Source organism: Sulfurimonas sp. ST-25 (assembly GCF_048079205.1).
In the GTDB taxonomy this organism is placed as follows: Bacteria; Campylobacterota; Campylobacteria; order Campylobacterales; family Sulfurimonadaceae; genus Thiomicrolovo; species Thiomicrolovo sulfuroxydans.
Genome location: NZ_CP182225.1, coordinates 2,415,695 through 2,439,612, shown reverse-complemented (window position 1 = coordinate 2,439,612; position 23,918 = coordinate 2,415,695). Strand labels below are relative to the sequence as shown.

The following is a 23,918-nucleotide window of genomic DNA, read 5'->3' as shown; positions in this document are numbered from 1 at the left end:
GCACAGAGGTGGCGTGCGTATGATTACTGTTGTTATCCCCACCAGGAACCGTGCCTATACACTTCAGAAGGTGGCCTGGAGCTATTACGGGCAGCAGGGTGTGAATGAGATCATTTTTGTAGATGACTGCAGCGAGGATGATACCGGTGACGTCGTCAAATCCCTTGCGCAGGCCTACCAGCATGTCACAACGAAATACCTGCGCCACGAAACGCGACGGGGGGCGTCGGCAGGACGCATCACAGGCTACGAAAACGCGTCAAACAACTATGTGCTTTTCGGGGAGGATGATGCTTTTCTGGCAGCCGACTACACCGAAAAACTGATGCAGAAGTTCGATGAGCATCCCGGAGCCGGCATTGTATCCGGACGGATTATCTACATGCTTCCGGGGGAAACCGCACAGGAGGCGGGCCGGCGCTTCGGTATCGGGACTGCAATGAAACCATACCTAGATCAGCACACCTTTATGTTCAATCACCATGCACGGCTCGAAGGGGACTTCGCCGTCCCTTTTACCCATGCACTCTTTCTGACGACAAAAGCACTGCTTGAATCTTATGGCTACGACCCGTTTTATGCCCGTGGCAACGGGTTCCGGGAAGAGACGGATTTTCAGATCAATGCTTTTGTGCATGGGACGCAGATCATCGTGACGAACGATACACACTGTTTCCATCTGCACGGCAGTGATGTCCCCTCCGGGGGTCAGCGCGCGAACCGGTTCCGCCAGTTTTACTGGAAGGTCTACTATACGTCGTACATGTATGACAAGTACTATGAATTGTTGCGCCCGCGTCTCGCACTGAGTCACTCCAAAAACAGTGCGAAGTTGCTTTTTGCGTGGGCACAGTTTTACATACTGTTTTTACGCCCACTGGGGAGACGATCCCGACACCTCTGGCAAAAAGTATTCGGATGAAAATAGCCATTATTACCCCCTATCGTGACTATGCGGGCGGTGTCGAAAGCGTCAACCGTATTCTGAGCGATATTTTCGAGGAAGCAGGCCACAGCGTTGAACTGATAACGACGGACGGGTATGCCGCGAAGGGGTGGGAAAGGGTGATGCTCCGGCTCATCGGTCTGCCGTATATTACGGCCAAACGGTTCGGGCCGATCGCGCAGCAGTATGATCTTGTGGTCGCCAACGGCGAATTCGGTTGGGGAATAGACCATCCGCATGTGATCAATCTCTTTCACGGGTGCTACCGCGGCTACAGGGACTACCTTCGTCAGATCGTGACCACCAAGCAGTACATTATGCTGACGAAAGCGGCATGGGTCCAGCGCCAAAGCGCCAAAGGGAAGTATGTTGTCACGGTCTCGGAATTTGTTAGACAAATTTTGGTGTCTGACGGTGTCAGAGTACAGCAGGTCATACCCAACTGTGTCGATACGGATCGGTTCAGACCATTGGCACAGGGTGGCAGAAAGCCCTATCTCTTTGTAGGTTCCTATCACTATTACGCCAAGGGGTTTGATGTGCTAGAAGCGTTGGCAGCGCGGGGGCTCTCGATTGACTGCGTGACAAATCAGCGGCCGTCAGAGCTGCTGGGATGGGTAAAGGGGTGGGCAAATGCGCAAATGCCGTCCCTCTACAACGGCTATAGGCTGCTGGTATTCCCCAGTCGTTTTGAAGGGATCGGCCTGGTGCCGCTGGAAGCGATGGCTTGCGGTCTTCCAGTGGTGATGGGCAGTGTCGGCTTAGGGGTGGAGCTGAAAAAAGTGCTCCCTGAATTCGTTGTCGAAGGCGATGATCCTGATGACTATAGTAAGAAGATCCGGCATATCGAGGCACACTATGCCGAGTATGCAGAGAAAGCGCGGGAGTATGTCGAGGCGCATCACTCCTATGCCCTCTTTGCCCGGCTGTGGCTCGAGACCATCGAAAAGGTGGCAAATGCTTAGCTGGAAAATCGGGAAAAACGTTATTTCCGAATTGTACTACCACGGCAAGAACATCATCAAACCATGGGGATTCGAAACGGCGGACAGCAGTGCTTTCTTTTCGCTCGAAGAGGGGGTTGGCTGGCGGGGGAAAACACTGTCCGAAACCTATACATACGATGATACGCACTACCGGGCCGAGTTGCTGGTCCGGATGAAAGAGGGGCTGTGGGCCCTCTCCGTGGATGACAGGATCGACGGGAACTGCATTGATAGAAGGGTAGAGGCTGTAACGCAGGAGGATTCTGTCTTTATGGATTTCGTTATGCGTTTCCGGTTTAAAAAGGCGTTTATCGAATATGCCGAGATCGGCGGTAAGCGGTATTTCCATAATGACACGAATATATACTACCAGTACCCCGTCGATCGGGTCCTCCTGAAAGGGAGCTCTTTTGCTGTCACCATTTCGGTTTTGGACAAAGTGGTCCCCGAGAAGATGACGCCGGTCATCTATGTCCGAGACAACAGGGACGAATGGGTTGTTCATGTGCGGATGGTTCCGGAAAAGTGGGATAAAGAGGTCATAAAAATCTGTACGGCCTGGGCAGGCACCAGACCACTTCCCCAGTGGATTTCCAGACCGTTACTGGCGCGAAAGCAGTTCAAAAAAGCCCTTTGGTACCGCGGCGAAAGGCAACCGTTCAAAAACAGGTTTGTCAGGCGCTTTTTGAATCTGGCCGCATTTGCAATGGTCAGGGTACCCAAAGCGGGCCGGCTGATGTGGCATGTCAGAATGGAGATCGAATGAAAAAGCAGATCATTTCAAATCTCCTTTCATCCGGCGTAGAAAAGTTCGTCGTGATAGGGATTCAGTTTATCTCCTCGATAATTCTTATTCGGATGCTGCCGCGGGATGATTACGGTATCATGGGGATCGTTGCGGGATATTTCACGTTTGTCAATATCGTCAATATCTCTTTGGAAAGTATCATTCTGCGCGATCACAAAAAATTCGATTCGGATCTGCAAAAAGTGATGCAGGATTTCTTCGGTTTCAATCTTCTGAAATCGGCTTTCATCATTATGGTCGCACTGTGTTTGAGTGCATTCTTGACATCGATATATGACAACAGTGGCTTCGTGTATGCGATCTGGTCCATTACACTCATTACCGTCGCGGACAGTCTGACGGCACCCTTTGCCATCTATTTTGCTTCAAAGTTCAATCAGAAACTCGTGACAAAGATCAGTGTACTGCGCTCCGTTTTCGGCCTGCTTATTCTTCTCGGACTCTTTGCGTATCCCTATTTATGGTTTGTGGCACTGAAGGATCTCATCATCAGCATGCTGTTTGTCGGGACCTGGTTCTATCTGGCGGTCAACAAACTCGGATTCAGACCTGAGGTGGAAAAACCCGATTTTTCGTTTATAGGCCACATCTTTTTTACCTACTCCTTTTGGACGCACCTCAACGGGATCGTCACTAGCTTTATCTACAAATCCGATACGTTTTTCCTTTCGCTCTTCGTCAGTTTGGCAATGGTGGGAGATTACAATATCGCGCTGAACAGTGCCAATATCGCCAATATACTGCCGATGATCATCGGGTATCAGAACAGTGTTGCCCTGTCGCACGCACGGGACAAAGCCCATGCGCTAAAGCTATCGAATGCTTTCCTCCGTCTCTCGCTGTTGATCGGTGCTATAACACTGGCGGGCTTTTACGGTCTGGGGGAATATTATCTCTATATCGTTACCGGTACGTATGAGAACAATCAAATCTTTTTTTATATGATGTGTATTGTAGGAGGATTGGTTCTCGTGAAAACATTTGCGTCCCCTCTGGTCTCATATATCGCGATTCACGGATCAATACAGAAGATGGTGATTCAGGTCTCGCTGCCGATGGCACTGGTGACTATGACGGCCTACTTCATCAGTGCCGCCTATTTTCAGACACAGGGGGTCGCAGTCGCCAATCTTCTGGTAGCCTCTGTGTGGTTATTATTGCTGGGTGTTTATCTTGAAACCATGGAAAATCATTTTATCAAGAAGCTTTTATGGGGGGCAAAGTGACCTATTTTGAAAAGTTCATCATGCGGGGGGGCGTTGCAGGCCTGATTTCGCTGGTAGTCGACCGGATGGCGTTTTACGGTTACAAACGGCGCTATTATCAAAAGAGCTTCATGCAGTATGGGGAAAATGTCCGCTGGGGAAAACACGCTCTGAGGCTGTGCATCCCGTCTTCTGTCAGGATATCCAACCCCCAAAGGATATCCATTGGTAATAACTGCCAGTTCGACGAGTATGTATATCTGCAGTCGCACCATGAAGGGGAGGGACTGTTCCTCGGCAACGGGGTCCGGATCAATGCCTTTACCCATATCCAGTCTTTTTCCAGAGTTGTTATAGGTGATTTCGTCCTCGTTGCACCCTTCTGCCACATCAACAGCGGGAACCACGGGACAGAGGATGCCGAAGTGCCGATCATGCATCAGCGTTATAAAAAAGCCGGTGAGATCTCTATCGGCAGAGGCGTCTGGATGGGCCGAAACAGTCAGGTACTCGGAGGCGTTCAGCTCGGCAAAAACTGTATCGTCGCCGCCGGGGCGGTTGTGACGAAATCATTCCCGGAACATACGACAATCGGCGGTGTCCCGGCCAACGTCATAAGTGATAAACGTGATTGATCGTCTGGGGAGCATCTCCGAAGGGATAGCCGCCTTCATCGTGGCGTGGCTGCGTGAGCGGGAGGGCTTCGAATGCCGCTCTTTCTACGGGGAGGCATTTGCCCTGGCACTTCTGCAAAGAACCTCTGTGCTTGATGAGGTGACGGAGAAAAAACTGGTTTCCGCTTACGAGAAGCTTGATAAAACCGACCCGGAATTCCATTGGGAGTTCAATGATTACGCGCTGCTGGATTTCTGGAAACAGTCCGAAAGCGCGGAAATCGGCTCTCTTTTAGAACCCCTTCGGTTTAAAAATACGCCCTGCACGAACTGGACGCTGCTCCGCAGCAATACACGGCTGGTTGCCGGCATCGACAGTGCGACGGCGCTGAAAGAGGCAACAGAGAAGATCGAAGCCTATCAACTTCCCTCGGGGCTTATCCTTGACGACCCTGGTGTAAAGTCGTTCCAGTACCACTGCTTTTCGATGGCCATGATAGGGGAGATCTCCCGGGAAACGGGGGAGAGACTGTTTCTGGACAGCTTTCAAAAAGGAGTGGCGTTCATCCGCCACTTCATCCTGCACAGCGGGGAAACGCTCTATATCGGGCGCGGACAGAACCAGTCCTTCGGGTACGGGGCCCTGATCTATATCCTGGCGCTGGCGTACAGTTTCACTGGGGACGACACCCTGCTGGGCGATATGGAAAGAGTGCTCGGTTACTTGGAGCAGTACCAGCGCCCAGACGGCAGTTTCCCGTTGGTGCTCAATGGCCAAGAAACGTCGATTCCGGTAGTCGTCGATATGCACGACCCCGCATTCTCCGGCTGGTATCCCTATAACAACTATTTTGACTACCTGCCGTTTCTGGGCTTCTTTCTTGCCAAAGCCCACGCCGTTTTGCAGGGGACGGAGCTCTTCGCCCCCGAATGCAGAACCACTTCGGAGTACAGGGACGGGGATTTCATCAAGGTCGTCAAGCCGGCGTATGAAGCAGTGCTTTCAAAAACTGGCGGCTACTGGACGAATGATCAGCCCATGCCCTATATCGTGCGTTATGGACGCAATATCACGCCGTGCTACGGCGGAGAACAGTTCCAGGAGAGTCTCTACGGCCCCGAGGGGATTCCGCTGCCGTTTTGCTCTCTTCTGCGAAAGTCCCTGAGATGGCGATCCGTGTCCCTGTTCAAAAACGATACCTTATGGCTGCTCTCTCCGCTGGGGATCATGAAACGGGATTTTATGTTTGACGATGACGGTGTGACGGTTGTCACGAAAGTGTTCTCTCTCTTCAGCTTCAGGCATCTCTATCTGTGCCTCGACGATGCCGGGCCGGGGGGGCTGGACACTGGGAGACTGGCGTTTGAGGGGTATGAATACTCCGCGTCCGGTAGACTGCGCAAATACAGTGCCAAAGGGATAAAAAGCAGCGTGAGAATCGAGGTGTGCCCATGAAAGCAAGCATCGTTATTCCGACCTACAAGCGGCCGGACTATCTGCAGCGGCTGCTGGAGAGTATTGCGCAGCAGAGTACCGGTGCCTTTGAGATTGTCGTCGTCGATGACCATTCACCGAATATCGATGAATACACATCGGTGATCGAGAAATACAGGGGGCTCTTTCCCGAGTTCACATTTTTGCGAAACGAAAACAACAGGGGGGCGCCATATTCCAGAAACAGGGGGATTGCGGCTGCGAAATATGATCTGATCGCCCTGGTGGATGACGATGACGAATGGCTGCCGGAAAAACTGGAGCAGCAGATGGCGGTATTTGCCGGCAGTGATGGGCATGTAGGGCTTGTCTACACCTGGACGGATGCCGTTGATGCGTCCGGCCGGGTGGTCTACCGTTACCGGAGCACCATTGAGGGGGTGCCGAAGCGGGCGATCCTGCAGGAGTGTTTCATCCCTTCCCCCTCCGTCATGGTCAGAAAAGAGGTGATCCTGGAAGCCGGCCTTTTTGATGAAGCACTGCCAAGCTGCCAGGACTGGGACATGTGGACCCGCATTATTATGAAGGGGTACGGGGTGAGAGTTGTCAAAAAAGTGCTGACGCTCTATCATAAACATGAAAGCGGATCGATCGGGCAGTCGGCAAGGGCCAGGAGCGGGTACAAGCGCTATTTCCGCAAGCACCTCTATGACAACCTGCTGCACCTGAATTTCAGAAATGTCTACCGCTACTTCCGGATGGGGAGGATCAAATGACGGCGGGGGTACGGCAATGAAAGCGATCGGAAACCAAAGCGGGGCGAAACCGAAGGCCTATCTGCTCTGTTCGGAGTTCGCCGCGGCGGAAAGCAGCGGCGGCAAGGTACGGATCATGCAAAACCTTCGGATGCTCGACACCGTTTACGATGCTCAGCTGCTTTCGTATGGAAAAGTGAAGGGGATACGCAGACGGATAGCCCGTTTTTTCCGGCTCAGAAAACAGCTTTCCGATGCCGATCTCTGTGTCATCGAAGAACCGAAATTGATCTTTTTGATGCTCTTTCTGCCGGTGCGCTGCATCTACTCCTCGCATAATTTCGAGACGGCGCTGCGGTGGCATTTCCTGAAAAACCGCAGAAATTTCCACGCCATGATGAACTTTGCCATCTTTGCTGCCGGGGAGTTCCTGGCGATCCGGCGGGCGGAGGCCGTCATCGCCATCTCCGAGACGCTCAAAAAGCAGCTGCGCCGTTACACGCGCCGCCCCATCTTTGCGATCCCTCCCTTCCCCGAAACGGATGCGGTCCTCCCCGTGGCAGCAACAGATGCGGGTCGGAACTATATCTGCGTCGGCTCCTTCGACTGGCCGCCCAATCTCGACGGTTACAGGTTTTTTGTCACCGAAGTGCTCCCGAAGCTAGATGCAAACACGCGGCATTTTCATTTTGTCGGCAAGCATAATGAGCGTTTTGCGCCCGTCACGGTCAACGGCAATACGGTTTCATGCCACGGGTATATCGCCGATCTGGACGCGTTCTATGCTAAGATGCAGGGCGTTATGGTTCCCATCGTCAGCGGGAGCGGGATCAAAATGAAACTGATCGAAGCGATCGGGAAGGGACTGCCCATTATGACGACCGACAAAGGGGCCGAGGGGCTGGAAGCGTACGGTGCGGCACTCGGTGCGGCGGGTAACGCCACAGCATTTGCGGAGCGCATTATGGCGGTCGAGCGGGACGTCGAACATGCTGCGGCAGCGACTGAGGATGTCCGGTCGGCATTGACGGAAGCTGCGCAGCGGGAGTGGCAAGCGTTTTTTGCCTACATGGCGGAGCGGCGATGAAGATCGCCATCATCGATACGGGCTCATTCTCGTTGCCATACGACTACTACTACATCGATGCCCTGCTGGCACAAGGGTACCGGGTCACGTTCTACTGCTCCCGCACGGCGTACAACGATCTCTATCTGGATCTGCTTGCCGAACGCGACAACATCACCCTGAAGATTTTTTCCGTTTCCGGCAGCCGGACAGGGAGACTGCAGGGGGGGTACAACTACCTTCGCATGCTCGTGTCCCTGCTGCTGTCGGCGCACCGCTACGACTACATCCACTTTTTTTGGAGCGTACTGCCCGCTGTGGAGCTCCCTCTGTTTGCCCTACTGAGGCGTAAACTGGTTTTCACCTTTCATAATGATGTCCCCCACGCATGCCCATCGGCAACGTACTTCCCCTACAAGTTGATCTATAATACGGCAAGGCGTGCGCTTTTCGTCAGCCCGTCGACGATGCAGCGCTTTTTGAAGCACTACGGGGTGGATGCCGCGAAAGCGCACTGCCTCAACCACGGGCTGCTGCCGCTCCTGCCGGATGACCCGGTGCCTGAACCGGCGCCGTTGGAGCGAAGCATCATTTTCTGGGGAAACGTCAAGGCGTATAAGGGGGTCGATACCCTTGTTACCATGTGCGAATCGGGTCAGTTTGACGATTTTGGCTTTGAAGTCTACGGCAAATGGGACAGTAAACTGGCACCTTTGAAGGAGAAACTGATAGGGTGCGGTGCCAAGGTTGAGGATCGTTTCCTTACGCTGACAGAGCTGCAGCAGCTCATGCGGCGCAATGCTGTTTTTATTCTCCCGTACAGATCGGCGACCCAGTCGGGGGTCGCCTATACTTTTTTATATTACAATCGCATCTTTATCAGCAGCGATCAGGGCGATAATGCGGCCATTCTTCGGGACGCAGGGCTGGAGATGCTGGTGTTTGATGCCAAGCGTCTGCCGCAGATCCGGTCGGCGGCAGATTTCTGTGTGGAACACAGTGCGGATATTGCCAAAAAACTGCTGCTGCGGCGAAACGTTTTTGAGTGGGGTAATATACTGAAAAGAGCAAAGGAACTTTATGCGTAAGACCACCGATCCCGAGTGCACCCGAGATGATGCGGAAGAGGGGCGGGCATGATCATGCTTAACGGGATCCCATGGGTCGACTACCAGGGGACGCTGATCCCGGATACGGCCCCCCATACCCGTGTCGAACTCTCCGACACCGAAGCCCGGGATCTGCTCCGGCGTACCGGCGCCTATTTCATCCGCTGGGTCAGCGACTTTGACTGCGCGCACGAGACCGCCTTCTGGCACGTGATCAAAGACGGCGAAAGCAGGCTTGAGGCTTTGAGCGGCAATACGCGGCACAATGTGCGGCGGGGGCTGAAGCGCTGCACGATCAGGCAGACCGATGCGGAAACAGTGGCGTCGCAGGGGTATGCTGCCTACAGCAAGGCCTTTGCAAAGTACGAGACCTTTATTGAGCCGCAGTCCGAGGTGCTCTTCGCCCAGAGTATTCTCGGTCTCAAAGTGGATCCGCAGTGGGAGTTCTGGGGGGTCTGGAACGATGAAGGGCGGATGATCGCCTACAGCATGAACAAGATCCAGGAGGGAGCCTGCCTCTACAAGACAACGAAGTTCGACCCGGAGTACCTGCGCCTTTACCCGAGCGACGCGCTCTTTTTCACGATGAACAGCCACTATCTGAACGAACGGGGGCTGCGCTATATCGACGACGGGGCGCGGAGTATCTCGCACGAGACCAACATTCAGGAGTACTTCATTCAGAAGTTCCACTTCCGTAGGGCCTACTGCAGGCTTAATATCATCTACAGCCCGAAAGTGCACCTGGCGGTGACGCTGCTCTACCCTTTCCGGAAACTCTTTGCCGGTCTGAAGCACCCTTTGGCCGGAAAAATCGGGGTGCTCCTGAAGCATGAGGAGATCAGGAGAAGTTTTGAAAGGTAGAGATTCGCTGGCGGTCCGCCTGGGGCGGGTTTTTCAGAACCAGTACCGCCATTTCGGTTTTCTGGATGACGCAGTGCTGCCGTTTTTGAAGCGGAAGCCGATGCCGCTCGTCTGTATCGTCGCGCCCCCGAGAAGCGGTTCGACCCTGACCTACCAGGTATTGACCGCCGCCTTTGAAAACAGCCATCTTGCCAATCTGACCAACCTCCTGTACGCGACACCGGCAGTGGGGTTGCTGCTGCAGCAGAGCGTGTGTGCCGGCTATGAAACGGCGTACCGTTCAAAGATGGGGTTTGTCGACGGTATCTGCGGCGAAGCGGAGGGGCTGAAGTTCTGGAGCCACTGGATGGGGCAGGGGCTTATGGAGGATGCGGCTTCCCTGGACCCTGAAGCCCTTTCACGGCTGAAAGGGCGGCTGGAGCGCGTCTCCGGCAGACCCTATATCACCGGCTACCTCGGGCACGCTTTCAGTATGGAACTGCTACGTCAGACCTTTGACAGGGTGCTGTTCATTCACCTGAAAAGAGACCTCCTCTCCAACAGCTACTCCCTGCTGAAGCTCTCCGGGCAGGGAATGGTATCAACTGTTCCGGCGATCTGTCGGGAGCGGGAGTATGCCGGTCCGCATGCACGCGTTGTGGACCAGATCATGCAGATACACAGGATCATTGAACGCGACTCCGGGAACGACACGATCCAGATCGCCTACGAAGCGCTGTGCGAGGAGCCCGACACGGTTTTGAAGCAGATCGCCGAAAAGGCGTCGGAACTGGGCATAGCGCTGCAGCAGCACAAAAGCATCGCCCCCTTCGAGGTGAGCCGTGTCGCGGCGGAACTGAATGCGGATACGCAGAAGCTCGCAGCACTTATCGGAGGCGAGCATGCCTAGGGTCTCCGTGATCATCCCCGCCTACAATGAAGAGCGCTATATCGCCGCGTGTCTGGACTCCTTTGTCGCATCGGATTACCCGAAAGCGCAGCTGGAGCTTTTTGTCGTCGATGGGATGAGTACCGACCGGACCGGGGAGATTGTTGCCGGGTATGCCGCAACGTATAGCTGGATATCGCTTCTTGAAAACCGGGACCGAACCGCGCCGTATGCGATGAACCTGGGTATTGGCAGGGCGAGCGGGGATTTTATTGTCCGTGCGGATGCCCACAGCAGTTACCCTGCAGATTACCTCTCCAAACTGATACACTGGAGCCAAAAACTCGATGCTGATAACGTCGGGGGATTGTGGCAGACGGACGTTCTGCATGCCACTGCGAAGTCCATGGCCATCAAAAACGTTCTGCGGGATCGTTTCGGGGTCGGGAATGCACTGTTCCGTACCGGTGTCCGGTCGGTGCAGGAGGTCGACACGGTCCCATTCGGCTGTTTCAAAAAAGAGGTTTTCGACCGCTACGGGCTTTATGATACCCGCTTGACCCGCAATCAGGATATTGAACTGAACAAGCGGATCAAACGCGGCGGCGGCAGGATTTTTCTTGTGCCGGATATTCGGTGTACCTATTATGCGCGGGAAACCTTTATGGCATTGGCGAAGAACAACTTCGCCAATGGAAAATGGAACCTTCTTACGGCCGACCTGACGGGTACTTTCGGGTCGTTAAGCGTACGGCATTTTGTGCCGCTCGTTTTTGTGCTGGTACTGTTGCTGCCCCTGTTGTTCTCCCCTCTGCTTCCACAAGCGCTCTATCTTTCGGTTACCGTTTTATTACTGTACACAGGAATCGTTTTACTGCGTGCATGGCAGATAAAGTATAATACGACTCTGTTATACCAATGTGCTGCGTTTTTCGTTTTACATTTTAGTTACGGTCTCGGTGAGCTCGCCGGGACGTGCAGCGTTCTAAAAACCCGCTTGAAAAGGCTAATGACACTATGAACACCTACCAGACCGAAGAGCGTTTCTCTACAGGCGCAGTTATACTGCTGATGCTGGCGGCGTATACATTCAGCATCGCGATCCGCATGATTTGGCTGCAGTGGGCGTCAGATATCCCTGCTTTCTTCTGGCAGGGTCAGGTGATGATCAACACGAATGACGGCTACTACTTTGCCAGCAGTGCCCAGCAGGCACTCGAAGGAATGCATGGGGAAAACCCCCGCGTATTGGAATGGACCGGTCTGGCACTCACGTTTTTGACGACAATGGCGGTCAAACTGCTGCCGGTAGATCTCAATACTGTTCTCTTGTACATGCCGGCCGCTATTTCTAGCCTTGTCGTCATTCCTATCATCTTAATAGGGCGCCTTTACAATGCTACACCGCTGGGATTCTATGCTGCTTTGATCGGTTCGATCGCCTGGAGCTATTATAACCGGACGATGGTCGGCTACTACGATACGGACATGTTTTCGGCGATGGCGCCAATGTTTATCCTCTACTTCCTGATGGCGACGATCGAAAAAGAGACCTTTACCAATGCGCTGCTGGCGGCGCTCTCGATCGCCCTCTATCGTTTCCTGTATGATCAGGGGCTTTCATTGATCTACGCTATGGGGTTGCTTTACATTGGTTACATGGTGCTCTTTCACCGCTATGAGAAGTTTACCTACCACTCTATTGTACTGATTTCCATCGCCCTGATGCCATTGACATTGTGGATCAAACTGTTCGTGTTGGTGGGTGTACATCTGGGTTTGAAACGTGGCAATTTTGCCCTGCGCCATCTTGTGATTGCCGCAGGAGTTACCCTCTTGGTCTTTCTGATTACTGGGAATGGATTCGCCATCATCTGGCACAAGCTCTCGGGCTATCTGATCCGCGGGACGGAAGAGAGTGGCCTTCATTTCTACAAGGTCAGCCAGACTGTAAGGGAGGCGGGGACGATCCCCTTCAGCGTGATGGCGGACCGGATCTCAGGCTCCGTCCCGGGCGTGATAGCGGCGTTGATCGGCTATCTGCTACTTGTGATGCGCTCCAGACCTTTTCTGCTCGCGTTGCCGCTAATCGGCATCGGCGTCTTTTCGCTCTGGGGCGGTCTGCGTTTTACCGTCTATGCGGTTCCCGTCGCTGCGCTCGGGGCCGTCTACCTTTTTTATGTGCTGGCCTCCTATATTCCCAATCATAAAGCTTCCTGGGCTGCGGTGGCGTTGTTGACGGGACTGATGCTCTTCCCGAACATCAAACATATCATCGGCTATAAAGTACCGACTGTCTTCACCAAGGAAGAGGTAGCGCTTCTGGACAAGATGAAAGCCATCGGCGGCGAGCGGGATTACGTCATCACCTGGTGGGACTACGGCTATCCCATCTGGTATTACAGCAATATGAACACCCTGATCGACGGGGGAAAACACAGCCATGACAACTATATCGTTTCGCGCGTGTTGACGACGGATTCCCCGAAAGAGGCGGCGTCGCTGTCGCGCCTGGCGGTGGAAACCTATGTCGATTCGGGCTACAGGGTTGCCGCCGATACCCTTTTTAGGAACAAGCAGCCCGACCAGGTCGATACCGAGGCGTATCTGGAACAGCTGCGTGTCGGGGATGTGACGCTGCCCGAACCGACCCGTGATATCTATCTCTACCTGCCGCTGCGGATGCTCGATATCTTCAGCACGATCAAAGTGTTCTCTAACCTGGATCTGCAGAGCGGGCAGTCGTACAAGATGCCGTTCTACTACGTGACGGGGTATGCCAAACAGTCCGGCAATGTTGTCGATCTCGGCAACGGCTTGCGTCTTGACCTGCAAAAGAGCGTACTGCAGGCCGGCCGGCAGAGCCTTCCGCTGCGCCGTTTCGTCATGACTGAAGAGCACGAGAACGGTCCGGTGGGCAAGCAGGTCAATCTGCTGCATTTCGACGGGACGCTTTCCGTCATTTTCATGCGCAGCGCGAACAAATTCCTGGTGCTTGACGAGGAGATGTACCAGTCCCTCTTTATCCAGATGGGGGTCCTGGAGAACTACGATACCGATCTCTATGAACCGGTCATTCTCTCCCCATGGGCCAAGATCTACCGCCTGAAGATATGATACAGGGACTTTCCCGCCGGGACGCCTTTGCCAAACGCCTCTTTGACATCCTGTTGGCGGGGACGGGGTTGCTGCTGGGGTGGTGGATGATCCTGCTGCTGATCGTGGCGGCGGGCATCGATACCCGGAGGTCGGGGCTTTTTACGCAGCAGCGCATTGGGCGCCACGGGCACCCTTTCACGGTCTTCAAGATCCGGACGATGCGCACGGTCAGCGGTGTCGATACGACGGTGACGACGCGCAATGACGTCCGGATTACACCGCTGGGGAAGCAGTTACGGCGTTTCAAGCTTGACGAACTGCCCCAACTGTTCAACATCCTTATCGGCGACATGAGTTTTGTAGGCCCTCGTCCCGACGTTGCGGGCTATGCCGACCGGCTCGAGGGGGAGGACAGGGTGATCCTCGGAATCCGTCCCGGGATCACGGGACCGGCAACGCTGAAGTACCGGGACGAGGAGGCCCTCTTGGCCGAACAGACGGATCCGCAACGCTATAATGATATGGTGATTTGGCCCGACAAAGTACGGATCAACCGTGCCTATGTCGAGCAGTGGTCCCTTCAAAAGGATCTGGCATACATCTGGATGACCCTTAAAGGATAGCGGTGGCACGTCTTTTCCTCTCACCTCCCCACATGACCGGCAACGAGCAGCGCTACATCGCCGAAGTGTTCGAGAGTAACTACATTGCGCCGCTCGGGCCGATGGTGACACGGTTCGAGCAGGCAATCTGCGACTATACGCAGGCGCCGTTCGCGCTAGGCACTTCCAGCGGGACGGCGGCGCTGCACCTGGCGCTGCGGGTGAGCGGTATCGGGGAGGGCGATATCGTTTTGGCGTCGTCGTTCACCTTCATCGGTTCCGTTGCTGCCATTCTTTACCAGCAGGCGACACCGCTTTTCATCGATGCGGAGGCAAAGAGCTGGAACCTCTCCCCCGAGCTGCTCGAGACGGCGATTGCACAGGCACCGAAGATGCCGAAGGCCCTGATCGTGACCCACCTTTACGGCCAGTGCGCGGAGATGCGGCGGATCATGGCGATCTGCCGGCAGCACGGTATCGTCGTGATCGAGGACGCCGCCGAGAGTCTCGGGGCGACTCTGGACGGCGTCCATACGGGAACCTGGGGCGACTTCGGCGTCTACTCGTTTAACGGGAACAAGATCCTCTCCACCTCCGGCGGGGGGATGCTCGTCGCTAAAAGTGGAGAGGCGATTGCAAAGGCGATGTTCTATGCGACGCAGGCGAAAGAGCCGACCCCTTGGTACGAGCACAAAGAGCTGGGGTACAACTACCGTATGAGCAATGTACTGGCCGCTATCGGGGTGGCGCAGATGGAGGTGCTTTCCGAGCGTGTCACACAGCGTCGCCGGATCTTCGGCTGGTACAAAGAAGCGTTGGGGGAGATTGACGAGATCACCTTTATGCCGGAGCTGCCGGATGCCCAGGGAAACCGCTGGTTGACGACGCTGACCCTGAGCCATACCGACCCCGAGCGGGTTCGAACGGCGCTGGAAGCCCAGGATATCGAAAGCCGTCCCCTCTGGAAGCCGATGCACCTTCAGCCCCTGTTTTCGGGGGCGGCCGCGGTGAAGGATGGGACAAGTGAACAATTGTTCTCTCGCGGTCTCTGCCTGCCCAGCGGGACGCAGATGACGCAGGAGGATGTTGTCAGGGTCTCCGACATTATCCGGAAGGTTGTGGTGTGAGCGGGCTGCTGCGACCGACGTCCGGCAAGCGGATCCTTTTTTTTCTGCTGCTGGATATGCTGCTTTCTCTCGCAACGCTGTACGGCGCCTACGCCCTGCGTTTCAACTTTGACATTCCGCTGCGCTTCTTTTCATCCTTTGACACGGTTTATTTCTATCTGGTCGGCTTCAAGATCGTTGCGTTTTTCCTTTTTCGGATCTACTTTATCGTCTGGCGTTTCGTCGGCTTCGCGGAGGCGAAGAACATTGTCAAGGCCCATGTGGCGGCCTATGCGGTTTTCACGGGCTTTTACCTGCTTTTCCCGGCACTCTTCGACCCCTTCCCCCGCAGTGTCATTATCATCGACTTTTTTCTCTCCCTCTTCGCTATCGGCGTCCTGCGCGTCGCCAAACGGCTGATGACGGAGCAGGAGCGTTCCTCCCACCAGCAACCGGTGCTGCTGCTCGGCGTCAACCCCAAAACGGCTTCGATCATCAAAAGTGCGCAGGAGGGGGATATCCCGTACTACCCTTCCGCGGTCGTTGTGCTGTCCGCGGAGAACCGCAGTGCCGTCGGGACCTATATCAGCAATATCCGCGTTTACGGCGAGGAGACACTTGAATCCCTGATAAACGAGCGCGGGATCGCCGCGGCGATTGTCACCAGCAACCTGGCGCAGGATGAGCTTCAGGCGCTCTACGAGCGTCTGAGCGATGCCGGGGTAAATGAAGTCAAACGGGTGCGGCTGCTGGGAGGACAGTATGACAAACTCGAAGATCTCTCCATCGAAGACCTCCTCGCCCGTCATCCGAAGGATCTGGACAAGGAAGTGATTGCCGGTTTTGTGAAAGGGAAGCGCGTGTTTATCACGGGTGCGGGAGGCAGTATCGGGAGTGAGATCGCCCGTCAGTGCCACCGTTTCGGCGCATCGGCCCTGGCCCTGATCGACCACAGCGAGTTCAATCTCTATACGGTCGGCGAAGCGATCCCCACGGCGGCGCTGGAGATGTTCAGCGTGACCGACGACTGGATGCTGCAGGAGAAGATGGCGGCCTTCGGAGCCGACATTGTCATCCATGCCGCGGCCTACAAGCATGTCCCACTGTGCGAAGCCAACAAGGCTGCGGCGGTGCGCAATAACGTCCTGGGGACGAAAAACGTTATCGATGCCAGCATTGCCGCGGGCGTTGAGAAGGTGGTCATTGTTTCGACGGACAAGGCCGTGCGCCCGACCAATGTCATGGGGGCGACCAAAAGGGTAACGGAGCTCTATGCGGGGAACGTCGAGAGCGGCGGTACGGAGATCGTCGCCGTGCGTTTCGGCAACGTGCTGGGGTCCAGCGGCAGCGTTATCCCGAAGTTCAAGCGGCAGATTGAAGCGGGCGGGCCTGTGACGGTAACCGACCCGGAGATGACGCGCTACTTCATGCTGATCCCCGAGGCGTGTCAGCTGGTGCTGCAGGCGGCTGCCATCGCCAAAGGGGGCGAGCTGTTTATCCTTGACATGGGCGAACCGGTGAAGATCATCGATCTGGCCCGGCAGATGATCCGGCTTTACGGCAGGGAGGATGAGATCCGGATCGAACTGTGCGGCCTGCGCCCGGGCGAAAAACTCTACGAAGAGCTGCTGATCGACGAGACGGAGGAGAAGACCCGGTACAGCTCCATCTTCATTGCCGGCAAAACGGACTATCCGATCAAAGCACTGGAAGAGGATATCGCTGCGCTACTGGCAGCGAGCGACAAGGTCGCGGCGTTGAAAAAGATCGTGCCGGAGTTTGATCATAAGCCCTAAAGGGCAATACATGTGAGCAACTAAATTGCGAATCGTATAAGCCTTAAAAGGCAACGCAAGCGAAGGACTAAATCCTGAGTCGTGTAAGCCCTAAAGGGCAATACAAGCGAGGAACTAAATTCCAAGCCGGGCTGGGCTTAGTCCAGTTCCGTCTTCAGAACCGCGCCGTTGGAGGCATTGGAGACGAGCAGGCTGTAGCGCTTGAGCCACTTGGAGTTGATGGCTTTCTTATGCGGTTTGAAGTGCAGACGGCGGCGTTCGAGCTCTTCCCCGGCGACGTTGAGCTGCAGCAGGTGCGTATCGACATCGAGTTCGATCTCGTCGCCGTCCTCGATCAGGCCGATGAGGCCGCCCTCGGCCGCTTCGGGGCTGACGTGACCGATGGAGGCACCGCGGGTCGCCCCCGAGAAGCGGCCGTCGGTGATGAGGGCGACGCTCTCGCCGAGGCCCATCCCCATGATGAGCGACGTCGGCGCCAGCATCTCCTGCATGCCCGGACCCCCTTTGGGACCTTCGTAGCGGATGACGACGACATTGCCCGGCTTGACCTTGTGGCCGATGATGCCGGCAATCGCCTCCTGCTGGGAGTTGAAGCAGACGGCGGTTCCTTTGAACTGGCGCATGCTCGGCGCGATACCGGCCGTTTTGACGACAGCGCCCTCTTCGGCAAGGTTGCCGAAGAGGATGGAAAGCCCGCCGACCGGGGAGTAGGCGTTTTCGTTGGTGTGGATGACACCGGTATCTTTGATCTCGGCATCGGCGATGCGTTCACCGATCGTTTCCCCCGTGACCGTCGGGTTGTCCAGGTGCAGCAGTCCGCCGCGGCGGCTGACCTCTTTCATGACGGCATTGACCCCGCCCGCGCGGCCGATGTCCTCCATGTGGACGGTACCGAGCGACGGAGAGATCTTCGCGATGTGTGAAACGTTCTTTGCGATCTCGTTGATCTTGGTAATGTCGAAATCGACCTCCGCCTCTTTCGCGATGGCGAGCATATGAAGGACCGTGTTGCTTGAACCACCCATCGCCATATCGACGACGAAGGCGTTGTGGATCGCTTTTTCGTTGAGGACGTTGCGGAGGTTGTACTTCGGATCATCCGCCTTGGCCATGTCGACGATACGCTTGGCCGCCTGCTTGACCATCTCGATCCGCTCCGGCGTCATCGCGAGGACCGTACCGTTGCCCGGCAGGGCGATACCCATCGCTTCGCAAAGGGTGTTCATGGAGTTTGCGGTGAACATCCCCGAGCACGAACCACCCGACGGACAGGCTTCGCATTCGATCTCGTAGAGCTCCTCGTCGCTCATATTGCCTTCGGCGTGCTGGCCGACGGCTTCGAAGGCTGTAGCCAGGTCGATCGGCGTGCCGTCTTTTTTGTGGCCGGCCGCCATCGGGCCGCCGGAGACGAAGACCGTCGGAACATTGACGCGCAGGGCACCCATGATCATCCCCGGAACGATCTTGTCGCAGTTGGGGATACAGATCAGTGCGTCGAGCTTGTGGGCGTTCATCACGGTTTCGATGCTGTCGGCGATCAGTTCGCGGCTGGGCAGGGAGTAGAGCATTCCGTCGTGGCCCATGGCGATCCCGTCGTCGACACCGATCGTGTTGAACTCGAACGGGACCCCACCCGCTTCGCGGATCGCTTCTTTGACGATACGGCCGTACTCCTGCAGGAAGAAGTGGCCCGGGATGATGTCGATGTGGCTGTTGGCAACCCCGATGAAAGGTTTGTCAAAATCCTCGTCTTTGAGGCCGGTCGCTCTGAAAAGACTCCGGTGCGGGGTGCGGTCGAAGCCGCGTTTGACTGTATCGCTGCGCATAGATTGGTCCTTCTCTATATATAATATGCAAATTTTCGAGATTATAGCGAAGTTTTCGGCAAAAGCTCGAAAAAGCCTTGACATTAGAAAGGGATTTGCCTATAATTTCGGTCCACAACAACAGATGCGGGAATAGCTCAGTGGTAGAGCACAACCTTGCCAAGGTTGGGGTCGCGAGTTCGAACCTCGTTTCCCGCTCCATTTTTTATTTTTAAACACCCCAACTGAAACTTCTTAGACTTCAAAGCAGAGGTTTGAGTTGGGGTTTTTTTTGGTGTCTTGAGCCCGGATGGCGAAATTGGTAGACGCAAGGGACTTAAAATCCCTCGATCATTGCGATCGTGCCGGTTCGATCCCGGCTCCGGGCACCACCGGTGGCGCCATAGCCAAGTGGTAAGGCATGGGTTTGCAAAACCTTGATCCCCGGTTCGAGTCCGGGTGGCGCCTCCACCAAAACTCCGACTTTTATTTATGGACAGATGGCAGAGCTGGTTGAATGCACCGGTCTTGAAAACCGGCGAGGGTCATACCTCCCAGGGTTCGAATCCCTGTCTGTCCGCCACCCCTTCACTAACCTTCAGAATACGATTCTTCTACGAGTATTTATCCGTTAAAAGCGACATGCTGTTGACGTTCCGCAGTTTGACCGGGAAAACGCAACGGTTCAATCCCTACATTTGACAGAAGCGTTCGGGAAACCGGTTTGCGTAAGCGCGTTGGCTGGACACGCGGGCTCGCATGTTTCTCACACCGAAAACACGGATGAAAAACCCGCCAAGTCTGCCGTATTGCATGGGTTCTAAAGAGCTTTTATAAAACGTTAAAAAACATTTAAAGATTTTTTTCATTATTTTTTCATTTTGATGCGAGCATAATACACTGAAACCATAAGGAGGTGTGTTATGCAAAGTAAATTGCTGGTGGCCTGTTTGGCAGTGGTGGGTTTGGGTGCGTCGCTTACGGCAGGCGCGCTGACACCCGAGGAAGCGTTGGGCAAAATGATCTATTTCGATCAAAGCCTCTCATACAACGGGAACCTCTCCTGTGCCGGCTGTCACGCGCCCGAAACGGGCTTCACCGGTCCCCTCTCGGGCATCAACGCCTCCGGAGCGGTTTACGAGGGGTCGGTCGCCGGGCGTTTCGGCAATCGGAAACCGCCGAGCGCGGCGTATGCGACTCTGAGTCCGATCCTGCATTATGTCATGCAGCAGAAACAGGCGGTATTCACAGGCGGCAATTTCTGGAACGGCCGCGCGACGGGTGAAAAGTTGGGTAATCCCGCCGCCGACCAAGCTCAGGGCCCTTTTTTAAACCCGCTTGAACAGGCGCTTGCGACACCGGATGATGTCGTGACAGGGGTCTGCAGTGGCTTCTATGCCGATCTTTTCACGTCCGTATGGGGAGTCAGTGCCTGTCTGCCGGAGAACGTCGAGATCGCCTTTGACGCCATTGCGCTCTCCATCGCCGCCTACGAGGCATCGAATGAGGTCAACGCATTCACGTCGAAATATGATTACTATCTACAGGGCATGGCCGAGCTGACAAAGGAGGAGCGCAAAGGGCTTGATCTTTTCAAGGGCAAAGGCAAATGCGCGAACTGCCACGTGCTGAACGCAGGGGCGGACGGCACGCCGCCGCTCCTGACCGATTATACCTTTGACAATCTCGGTGTGCCCCGCAACCCGGAGAATCCTTTTTACACCCAAGACGCACAGTACAACCCGCTGGGCTACGCATGGACGGACCGTGGTCTCGGAGAGTTCCTGGCCACCCGATTGGATTACGCGGCGTTCGCGGCGGCAAACGAAGGCAAGCAGAAGGTGCCGACGCTGCGCAACGTCGACAAGCGGCCCGACGCGCTTTTCGTCAAGGCCTATACCCACAACGGTTACTTCAAAAGCCTGAAATCGATCGTCCACTTCTACAACACGCGCGACGTGCTGCCACGGTGCGAAAACGCTATGACCACCGAAGCGGATGCTTTGGCGCAGGGGTGTTGGCCGGCGCCGGAAGTTCCTGAGAATATCAATACGAAAGAGCTTGGCGATCTTCACCTGACGGGGGAACAGGAGGATGCGATCGTCGTCTTCCTGAAGACCCTCTCCGACGGCTATCAGCCCTGATCCCGCTGCCGTAAGCGCACCCTGTCTCTTTTGATGCCGAAGGCTTCAAGTCGGAAGAGACAATCAGCGCCATACGGCCGCAGCAGCGCCAAAACAGTGTCGGTACCCTGACACAAGGGGTGCCGGATCAACGGCGCGCTACCCTCTCCATATGATAACTCCTTGTAATTCATACATTAAGTAGCTATTATAAATAAAACAATATACTATCATGAAAACCATTCTGACTTCTGGCATGCTGCCGTTACGGTGTTTGCCGGGAGGCTTGTATAATTGAGTTGAAGAATATGGCGAAAAGGGGATACGTGAGGCAGAAATGTTTTTATCGGGTGATGAGAGGCGGAGGGACAGCGCTTCTCGGGCTGGCATTAATGTTTCACGGCTGCGGTTCCGGCGGCGGCTCCTCGACGCCGGAAACCCCGGTTGATCCAGGACCGACGGTCGCAAACAGTATCGCCCTTGGCCCCATCGGCGGGGCAACGGTCACCATCAGCGACCTGGCGGGGCAGCAGCAGTATCAGACGGTCACGACACCGTTCGATGCTGCAACGGACCTGATGGATGATAACCAGACACTGGTGCCGTACGCGGAGCAGACAGTCGGAAAATTTACGGTCTCGCTCCCCGGTCTGGCATCGACGCAGTTGCTACTTGTGAAGGCTGAAGGGGGCGAAGATGTCGACCCCAACGATGATGGACAGTACGACGCAGCCGCGGTCAAAGCCGTCCAGGGAAGCCTCTATGCCTATGTGACGGTATCGGATCTGCTTAACAACAATGTCCGGGTGAACGTCTTCACCACCATTGCAGCCGAGTGGATCCGCCGGGAGGGTCTGACGGACGAGACAGAGATCAAGTCGGTGCTCGCCCGCCTTTCCGGATTTCTTTTTGCCTCCCCGTCGACAGCGCTCAGCGCGTTTAACCCGGCAAAACTGACCACGGGCGGTGCAATGGAGGATCTGACCCTCTTGATTGATGCGCAGTCCTATGCGGATGCCGTGGCGTCGGCAACGATCCAGGAATTGTTTACGGGAACGACCCATCTTTTCCACGATACGGACAACGACGCCCTTTTTGATGATTTTGAGCTGCTGGTCGGTACGAACCCGGCAGCCGCGAACAGCGACGGGGATGCGCTGGGTGACTACGGCGAGTTTTTTGCCGGAACCGACCCCATGAGCAGCGATACCGGGGCTTATGAAGATCCTCTCGCCCAATATCAGTGGCATCTGGATGCGACGGAACCGAACGACATCAATGTTGCTTCGGTCTGGGAGTCTTATGCGGGCCGCCGCAATATTTATGTGGGCGTGGTCGATACAGGTATTGAAGCGATCCACCCCGATCTGGTCTCGAACCTCGACCTGACGAAGAGCTACCGCTGGTCCGACGGCTCGAACGACCCGTCGCCCGATGCGGACCAGCTCGCTACGGACCCCTACCTCTCTGCGCACGGGACGGCCTGTGCGGGTCTCGTCGCCGCTTCGGGGTGGAACAGCCTCGGTGTCAAAGGGGTGGCCCCGTTCGTCAAGCTGGCGGGGTACAATGTTTTCTCGCAGTCGCCGCTGACGGACGTTACGCTGATCCAAGCGCTCTCCAAAGCGGTAGACATCTCCTCGAACAGCTGGGGCGACCCCTCCGAATTCCTCTATAACGACCAGACGCTGATCGACGGTCTGCAGACAGGGGCGGAGCAGGGGCGCAGCGGGAAGGGGATCGTCTACGTCATGGCCGCGGGGAACGACCGCAGCAATTCGGATTACTCCCCGCTGCATATCGGCAACGCCAACAATGCTGGCGTCGCGAACAACCCCTATGTCATGACCGTGACGGCCACCGATAAGGACGGCAGTTACTCCTCCTATGCCAATTTCGGCGCGAATGTTCTGCTCGCGGCGCCGGGCGGCGAGTTCGGCGAGCAGTATGATGCCGTGAACGGAGCGGCGATCGTGACGACGGATTACACCGGGTACGACTACGGGTTTGAATCGACCGGCTTCGTTGAAACGTACCGTCTCGACCCCAAGACGAATCTCCCTGTCTATTTTGATGTTTCGGGTAATGAGAACGGTGACTACACCAACTATATGAACGGGACGTCGGCAGCCGTACCCATGGTCAGCGGGGTCGTCGCTTTGATGCTCAGTGCGAACCCGGATCTGACCTACCGCGATATACGCTATATCCTTGCAACGACAGCCAGAAAAAACGATCAGGGTGACGGCGACTGGACGACCAACGGCGCCGGGTGGCATATCAACCACAATTACGGCTTCGGGCTGCTGGATGCCGCGGCTGCCGTCGCCAAGGCAGAAGGTTTTGCGTCGCTCGGCACGGAAACCGTGCTGCCGAAGCTGACAAACGACATCGCGGATACGGCGATTCCCGATGCGAACGCCACCGGCGTGACGTCCACGATTACCGAGGCACAGACGCTGAGCGTGGAACATGTCGACGTCTGGGTGACCATTGACCATGCCCGTCCCGGGGACCTCGATATTTGGCTGATATCACCGGCGGGGACGGAGAGCCATCTGGCATACGGCGGGGCCTACTACCTGGAGGGCTCCTACGCCAACTGGCGCTTCTCCACCGTCCGCTGTCTCGACGAGGATGCGGCCGGAACATGGACGCTGACCGTCAAAGACCTCCGGGCCGGAACAACCGGTACGTTTAAAAGCTGGTCGCTGCAGATTCGGGGACATTAAGG

At 55.6% G+C, this 23,918-nt stretch carries 19 protein-coding genes and 4 tRNA genes; 22 read left to right on the top strand and 1 reads right to left on the bottom strand.

The window, feature by feature from the left end:
- Positions 1–19: 19 nt before the first annotated feature.
- Genes ACM66T_RS12620 through ACM66T_RS12545 form a run of 16 tightly spaced genes read left to right on the top strand, consistent with a single transcriptional unit; the run spans position 20 to position 17,259 of the window.
- Positions 20–922, top strand: coding sequence for a glycosyltransferase family 2 protein (locus ACM66T_RS12620; protein WP_231019390.1), 903 nt, complete (start codon positions 20–22; stop codon positions 920–922).
- Positions 919–1,911, top strand: a complete 993-nt coding sequence (locus tag ACM66T_RS12615) for a glycosyltransferase family 4 protein (RefSeq protein WP_231019389.1) — start codon at positions 919–921, stop codon at positions 1,909–1,911. Before ACM66T_RS12620 ends, ACM66T_RS12615 begins: the two co-directional genes overlap by 4 nt.
- Positions 1,904–2,698, top strand: coding sequence for a hypothetical protein (locus ACM66T_RS12610; RefSeq protein ID WP_231019387.1), 795 nt, complete (start codon positions 1,904–1,906; stop codon positions 2,696–2,698). Before ACM66T_RS12615 ends, ACM66T_RS12610 begins: the two co-directional genes overlap by 8 nt.
- Positions 2,695–3,966: a lipopolysaccharide biosynthesis protein gene (locus ACM66T_RS12605; protein WP_231019386.1), complete on the top strand. Its 1,272-nt coding sequence runs from the start codon at positions 2,695–2,697 to the stop codon at positions 3,964–3,966. Before ACM66T_RS12610 ends, ACM66T_RS12605 begins: the two co-directional genes overlap by 4 nt.
- Positions 3,963–4,580, top strand: coding sequence for an acyltransferase (locus ACM66T_RS12600; protein WP_231019385.1), 618 nt, complete (start codon positions 3,963–3,965; stop codon positions 4,578–4,580). Before ACM66T_RS12605 ends, ACM66T_RS12600 begins: the two co-directional genes overlap by 4 nt.
- Positions 4,573–6,015, top strand: coding sequence for a hypothetical protein (locus ACM66T_RS12595; protein WP_231019384.1), 1,443 nt, complete (start codon positions 4,573–4,575; stop codon positions 6,013–6,015). The genes ACM66T_RS12600 and ACM66T_RS12595 overlap by 8 nt, the downstream gene beginning before the upstream one ends.
- On the top strand, positions 6,012–6,770 hold the full coding sequence (locus tag ACM66T_RS12590; protein ID WP_231019382.1) for a glycosyltransferase family 2 protein: 759 nt from the start codon (positions 6,012–6,014) through the stop codon (positions 6,768–6,770). The genes ACM66T_RS12595 and ACM66T_RS12590 overlap by 4 nt, the downstream gene beginning before the upstream one ends.
- Positions 6,771–6,786: 16 nt before the next feature.
- Positions 6,787–7,836, top strand: a complete 1,050-nt coding sequence (locus ACM66T_RS12585; RefSeq protein ID WP_231019381.1) for a glycosyltransferase — start codon at positions 6,787–6,789, stop codon at positions 7,834–7,836.
- A complete protein-coding gene (locus ACM66T_RS12580; protein WP_231019380.1) occupies positions 7,833–8,903 on the top strand; it encodes a glycosyltransferase in 1,071 nt (356 codons plus the stop codon). The genes ACM66T_RS12585 and ACM66T_RS12580 overlap by 4 nt, the downstream gene beginning before the upstream one ends.
- Before the next feature lie 48 nt (positions 8,904–8,951).
- Positions 8,952–9,788, top strand: a complete 837-nt coding sequence (locus ACM66T_RS12575; RefSeq protein WP_231019379.1) for a GNAT family N-acetyltransferase — start codon at positions 8,952–8,954, stop codon at positions 9,786–9,788.
- Positions 9,778–10,677, top strand: a complete 900-nt coding sequence (locus tag ACM66T_RS12570) for a sulfotransferase (protein WP_231019378.1) — start codon at positions 9,778–9,780, stop codon at positions 10,675–10,677. Before ACM66T_RS12575 ends, ACM66T_RS12570 begins: the two co-directional genes overlap by 11 nt.
- A 7-nt stretch (positions 10,678–10,684) precedes the next feature.
- Complete coding sequence (locus ACM66T_RS12565; RefSeq protein ID WP_231019377.1) at positions 10,685–11,677, top strand: glycosyltransferase family 2 protein; 993 nt, start codon at positions 10,685–10,687, stop codon at positions 11,675–11,677.
- On the top strand, positions 11,674–13,773 hold the full coding sequence (locus tag ACM66T_RS12560) for an STT3 domain-containing protein (RefSeq protein ID WP_231019376.1): 2,100 nt from the start codon (positions 11,674–11,676) through the stop codon (positions 13,771–13,773). The genes ACM66T_RS12565 and ACM66T_RS12560 overlap by 4 nt, the downstream gene beginning before the upstream one ends.
- Entirely contained in the window at positions 13,770–14,378 is a 609-nt protein-coding gene (locus ACM66T_RS12555) for a sugar transferase (protein WP_231019375.1), read from the top strand. The genes ACM66T_RS12560 and ACM66T_RS12555 overlap by 4 nt, the downstream gene beginning before the upstream one ends.
- Positions 14,379–14,380: 2 nt before the next feature.
- Complete coding sequence (locus tag ACM66T_RS12550) at positions 14,381–15,484, top strand: DegT/DnrJ/EryC1/StrS family aminotransferase (protein WP_416768627.1); 1,104 nt, start codon at positions 14,381–14,383, stop codon at positions 15,482–15,484.
- On the top strand, positions 15,481–17,259 hold the full coding sequence (locus tag ACM66T_RS12545; protein WP_349636716.1) for a nucleoside-diphosphate sugar epimerase/dehydratase: 1,779 nt from the start codon (positions 15,481–15,483) through the stop codon (positions 17,257–17,259). Before ACM66T_RS12550 ends, ACM66T_RS12545 begins: the two co-directional genes overlap by 4 nt.
- 137 nt (positions 17,260–17,396) lie before the next feature.
- Here ACM66T_RS12545 and ilvD read toward each other — a convergent pair whose 3' ends face one another.
- On the bottom strand, positions 17,397–19,085 hold the full coding sequence (gene ilvD, locus ACM66T_RS12540) for a dihydroxy-acid dehydratase (RefSeq protein WP_231019373.1): 1,689 nt from the start codon (positions 19,083–19,085) through the stop codon (positions 17,397–17,399).
- A gap of 126 nt (positions 19,086–19,211) precedes the next feature.
- Between ilvD and ACM66T_RS12535 the strand changes: the two genes are divergently transcribed.
- The 6 genes from ACM66T_RS12535 to ACM66T_RS12510 all read left to right on the top strand — a co-directional run bounded on the left by ACM66T_RS12535 (position 19,212) and on the right by ACM66T_RS12510 (position 23,916).
- Positions 19,212–19,286, top strand: a tRNA-Gly gene (locus ACM66T_RS12535).
- A gap of 82 nt (positions 19,287–19,368) precedes the next feature.
- Positions 19,369–19,456 (top strand) — tRNA-Leu (locus ACM66T_RS12530).
- A 5-nt stretch (positions 19,457–19,461) separates the two neighbouring features.
- Positions 19,462–19,535: transfer RNA gene (locus ACM66T_RS12525), tRNA-Cys, on the top strand.
- 23 nt (positions 19,536–19,558) lie between these two features.
- A tRNA-Ser gene (locus ACM66T_RS12520) sits at positions 19,559–19,647 on the top strand.
- 340 nt (positions 19,648–19,987) lie between these two features.
- Positions 19,988–21,208 (top strand): cytochrome-c peroxidase, encoded by a 1,221-nt coding sequence (locus ACM66T_RS12515; RefSeq protein ID WP_231019372.1) that lies wholly within the window; start codon positions 19,988–19,990, stop codon positions 21,206–21,208.
- A gap of 332 nt (positions 21,209–21,540) precedes the next feature.
- Positions 21,541–23,916, top strand: coding sequence for a S8 family peptidase (locus ACM66T_RS12510; RefSeq protein WP_231021245.1), 2,376 nt, complete (start codon positions 21,541–21,543; stop codon positions 23,914–23,916).
- Positions 23,917–23,918: the final 2 nt, after the last annotated feature.

What these genes read in the sequence shown, in the direction of transcription:
- ACM66T_RS12620 (WP_231019390.1), top strand. Translation starts at nt 20, where the DNA reads ATGATTACTGTTGTTATCCCCACCAGGAACCGTGCCTATACACTTCAG.
- ACM66T_RS12615 (WP_231019389.1), top strand. Translation starts at nt 919, where the DNA reads ATGAAAATAGCCATTATTACCCCCTATCGTGACTATGCGGGCGGTGTC.
- ACM66T_RS12610 (WP_231019387.1), top strand. Translation starts at nt 1,904, where the DNA reads ATGCTTAGCTGGAAAATCGGGAAAAACGTTATTTCCGAATTGTACTAC.
- ACM66T_RS12605 (WP_231019386.1), top strand. Translation starts at nt 2,695, where the DNA reads ATGAAAAAGCAGATCATTTCAAATCTCCTTTCATCCGGCGTAGAAAAG.
- ACM66T_RS12590 (WP_231019382.1), top strand. Translation starts at nt 6,012, where the DNA reads ATGAAAGCAAGCATCGTTATTCCGACCTACAAGCGGCCGGACTATCTG.
- ACM66T_RS12585 (WP_231019381.1), top strand. Translation starts at nt 6,787, where the DNA reads ATGAAAGCGATCGGAAACCAAAGCGGGGCGAAACCGAAGGCCTATCTG.
- ACM66T_RS12580 (WP_231019380.1), top strand. Translation starts at nt 7,833, where the DNA reads ATGAAGATCGCCATCATCGATACGGGCTCATTCTCGTTGCCATACGAC.
- ACM66T_RS12575 (WP_231019379.1), top strand. Translation starts at nt 8,952, where the DNA reads ATGATCATGCTTAACGGGATCCCATGGGTCGACTACCAGGGGACGCTG.
- ACM66T_RS12560 (WP_231019376.1), top strand. Translation starts at nt 11,674, where the DNA reads ATGAACACCTACCAGACCGAAGAGCGTTTCTCTACAGGCGCAGTTATA.
- ACM66T_RS12555 (WP_231019375.1), top strand. Translation starts at nt 13,770, where the DNA reads ATGATACAGGGACTTTCCCGCCGGGACGCCTTTGCCAAACGCCTCTTT.
- ilvD (WP_231019373.1), bottom strand. Translation starts at nt 19,085, where the DNA reads ATGCGCAGCGATACAGTCAAACGCGGCTTCGACCGCACCCCGCACCGG.
- ACM66T_RS12515 (WP_231019372.1), top strand. Translation starts at nt 19,988, where the DNA reads ATGCAAAGTAAATTGCTGGTGGCCTGTTTGGCAGTGGTGGGTTTGGGT.
- ACM66T_RS12510 (WP_231021245.1), top strand. Translation starts at nt 21,541, where the DNA reads ATGAGAGGCGGAGGGACAGCGCTTCTCGGGCTGGCATTAATGTTTCAC.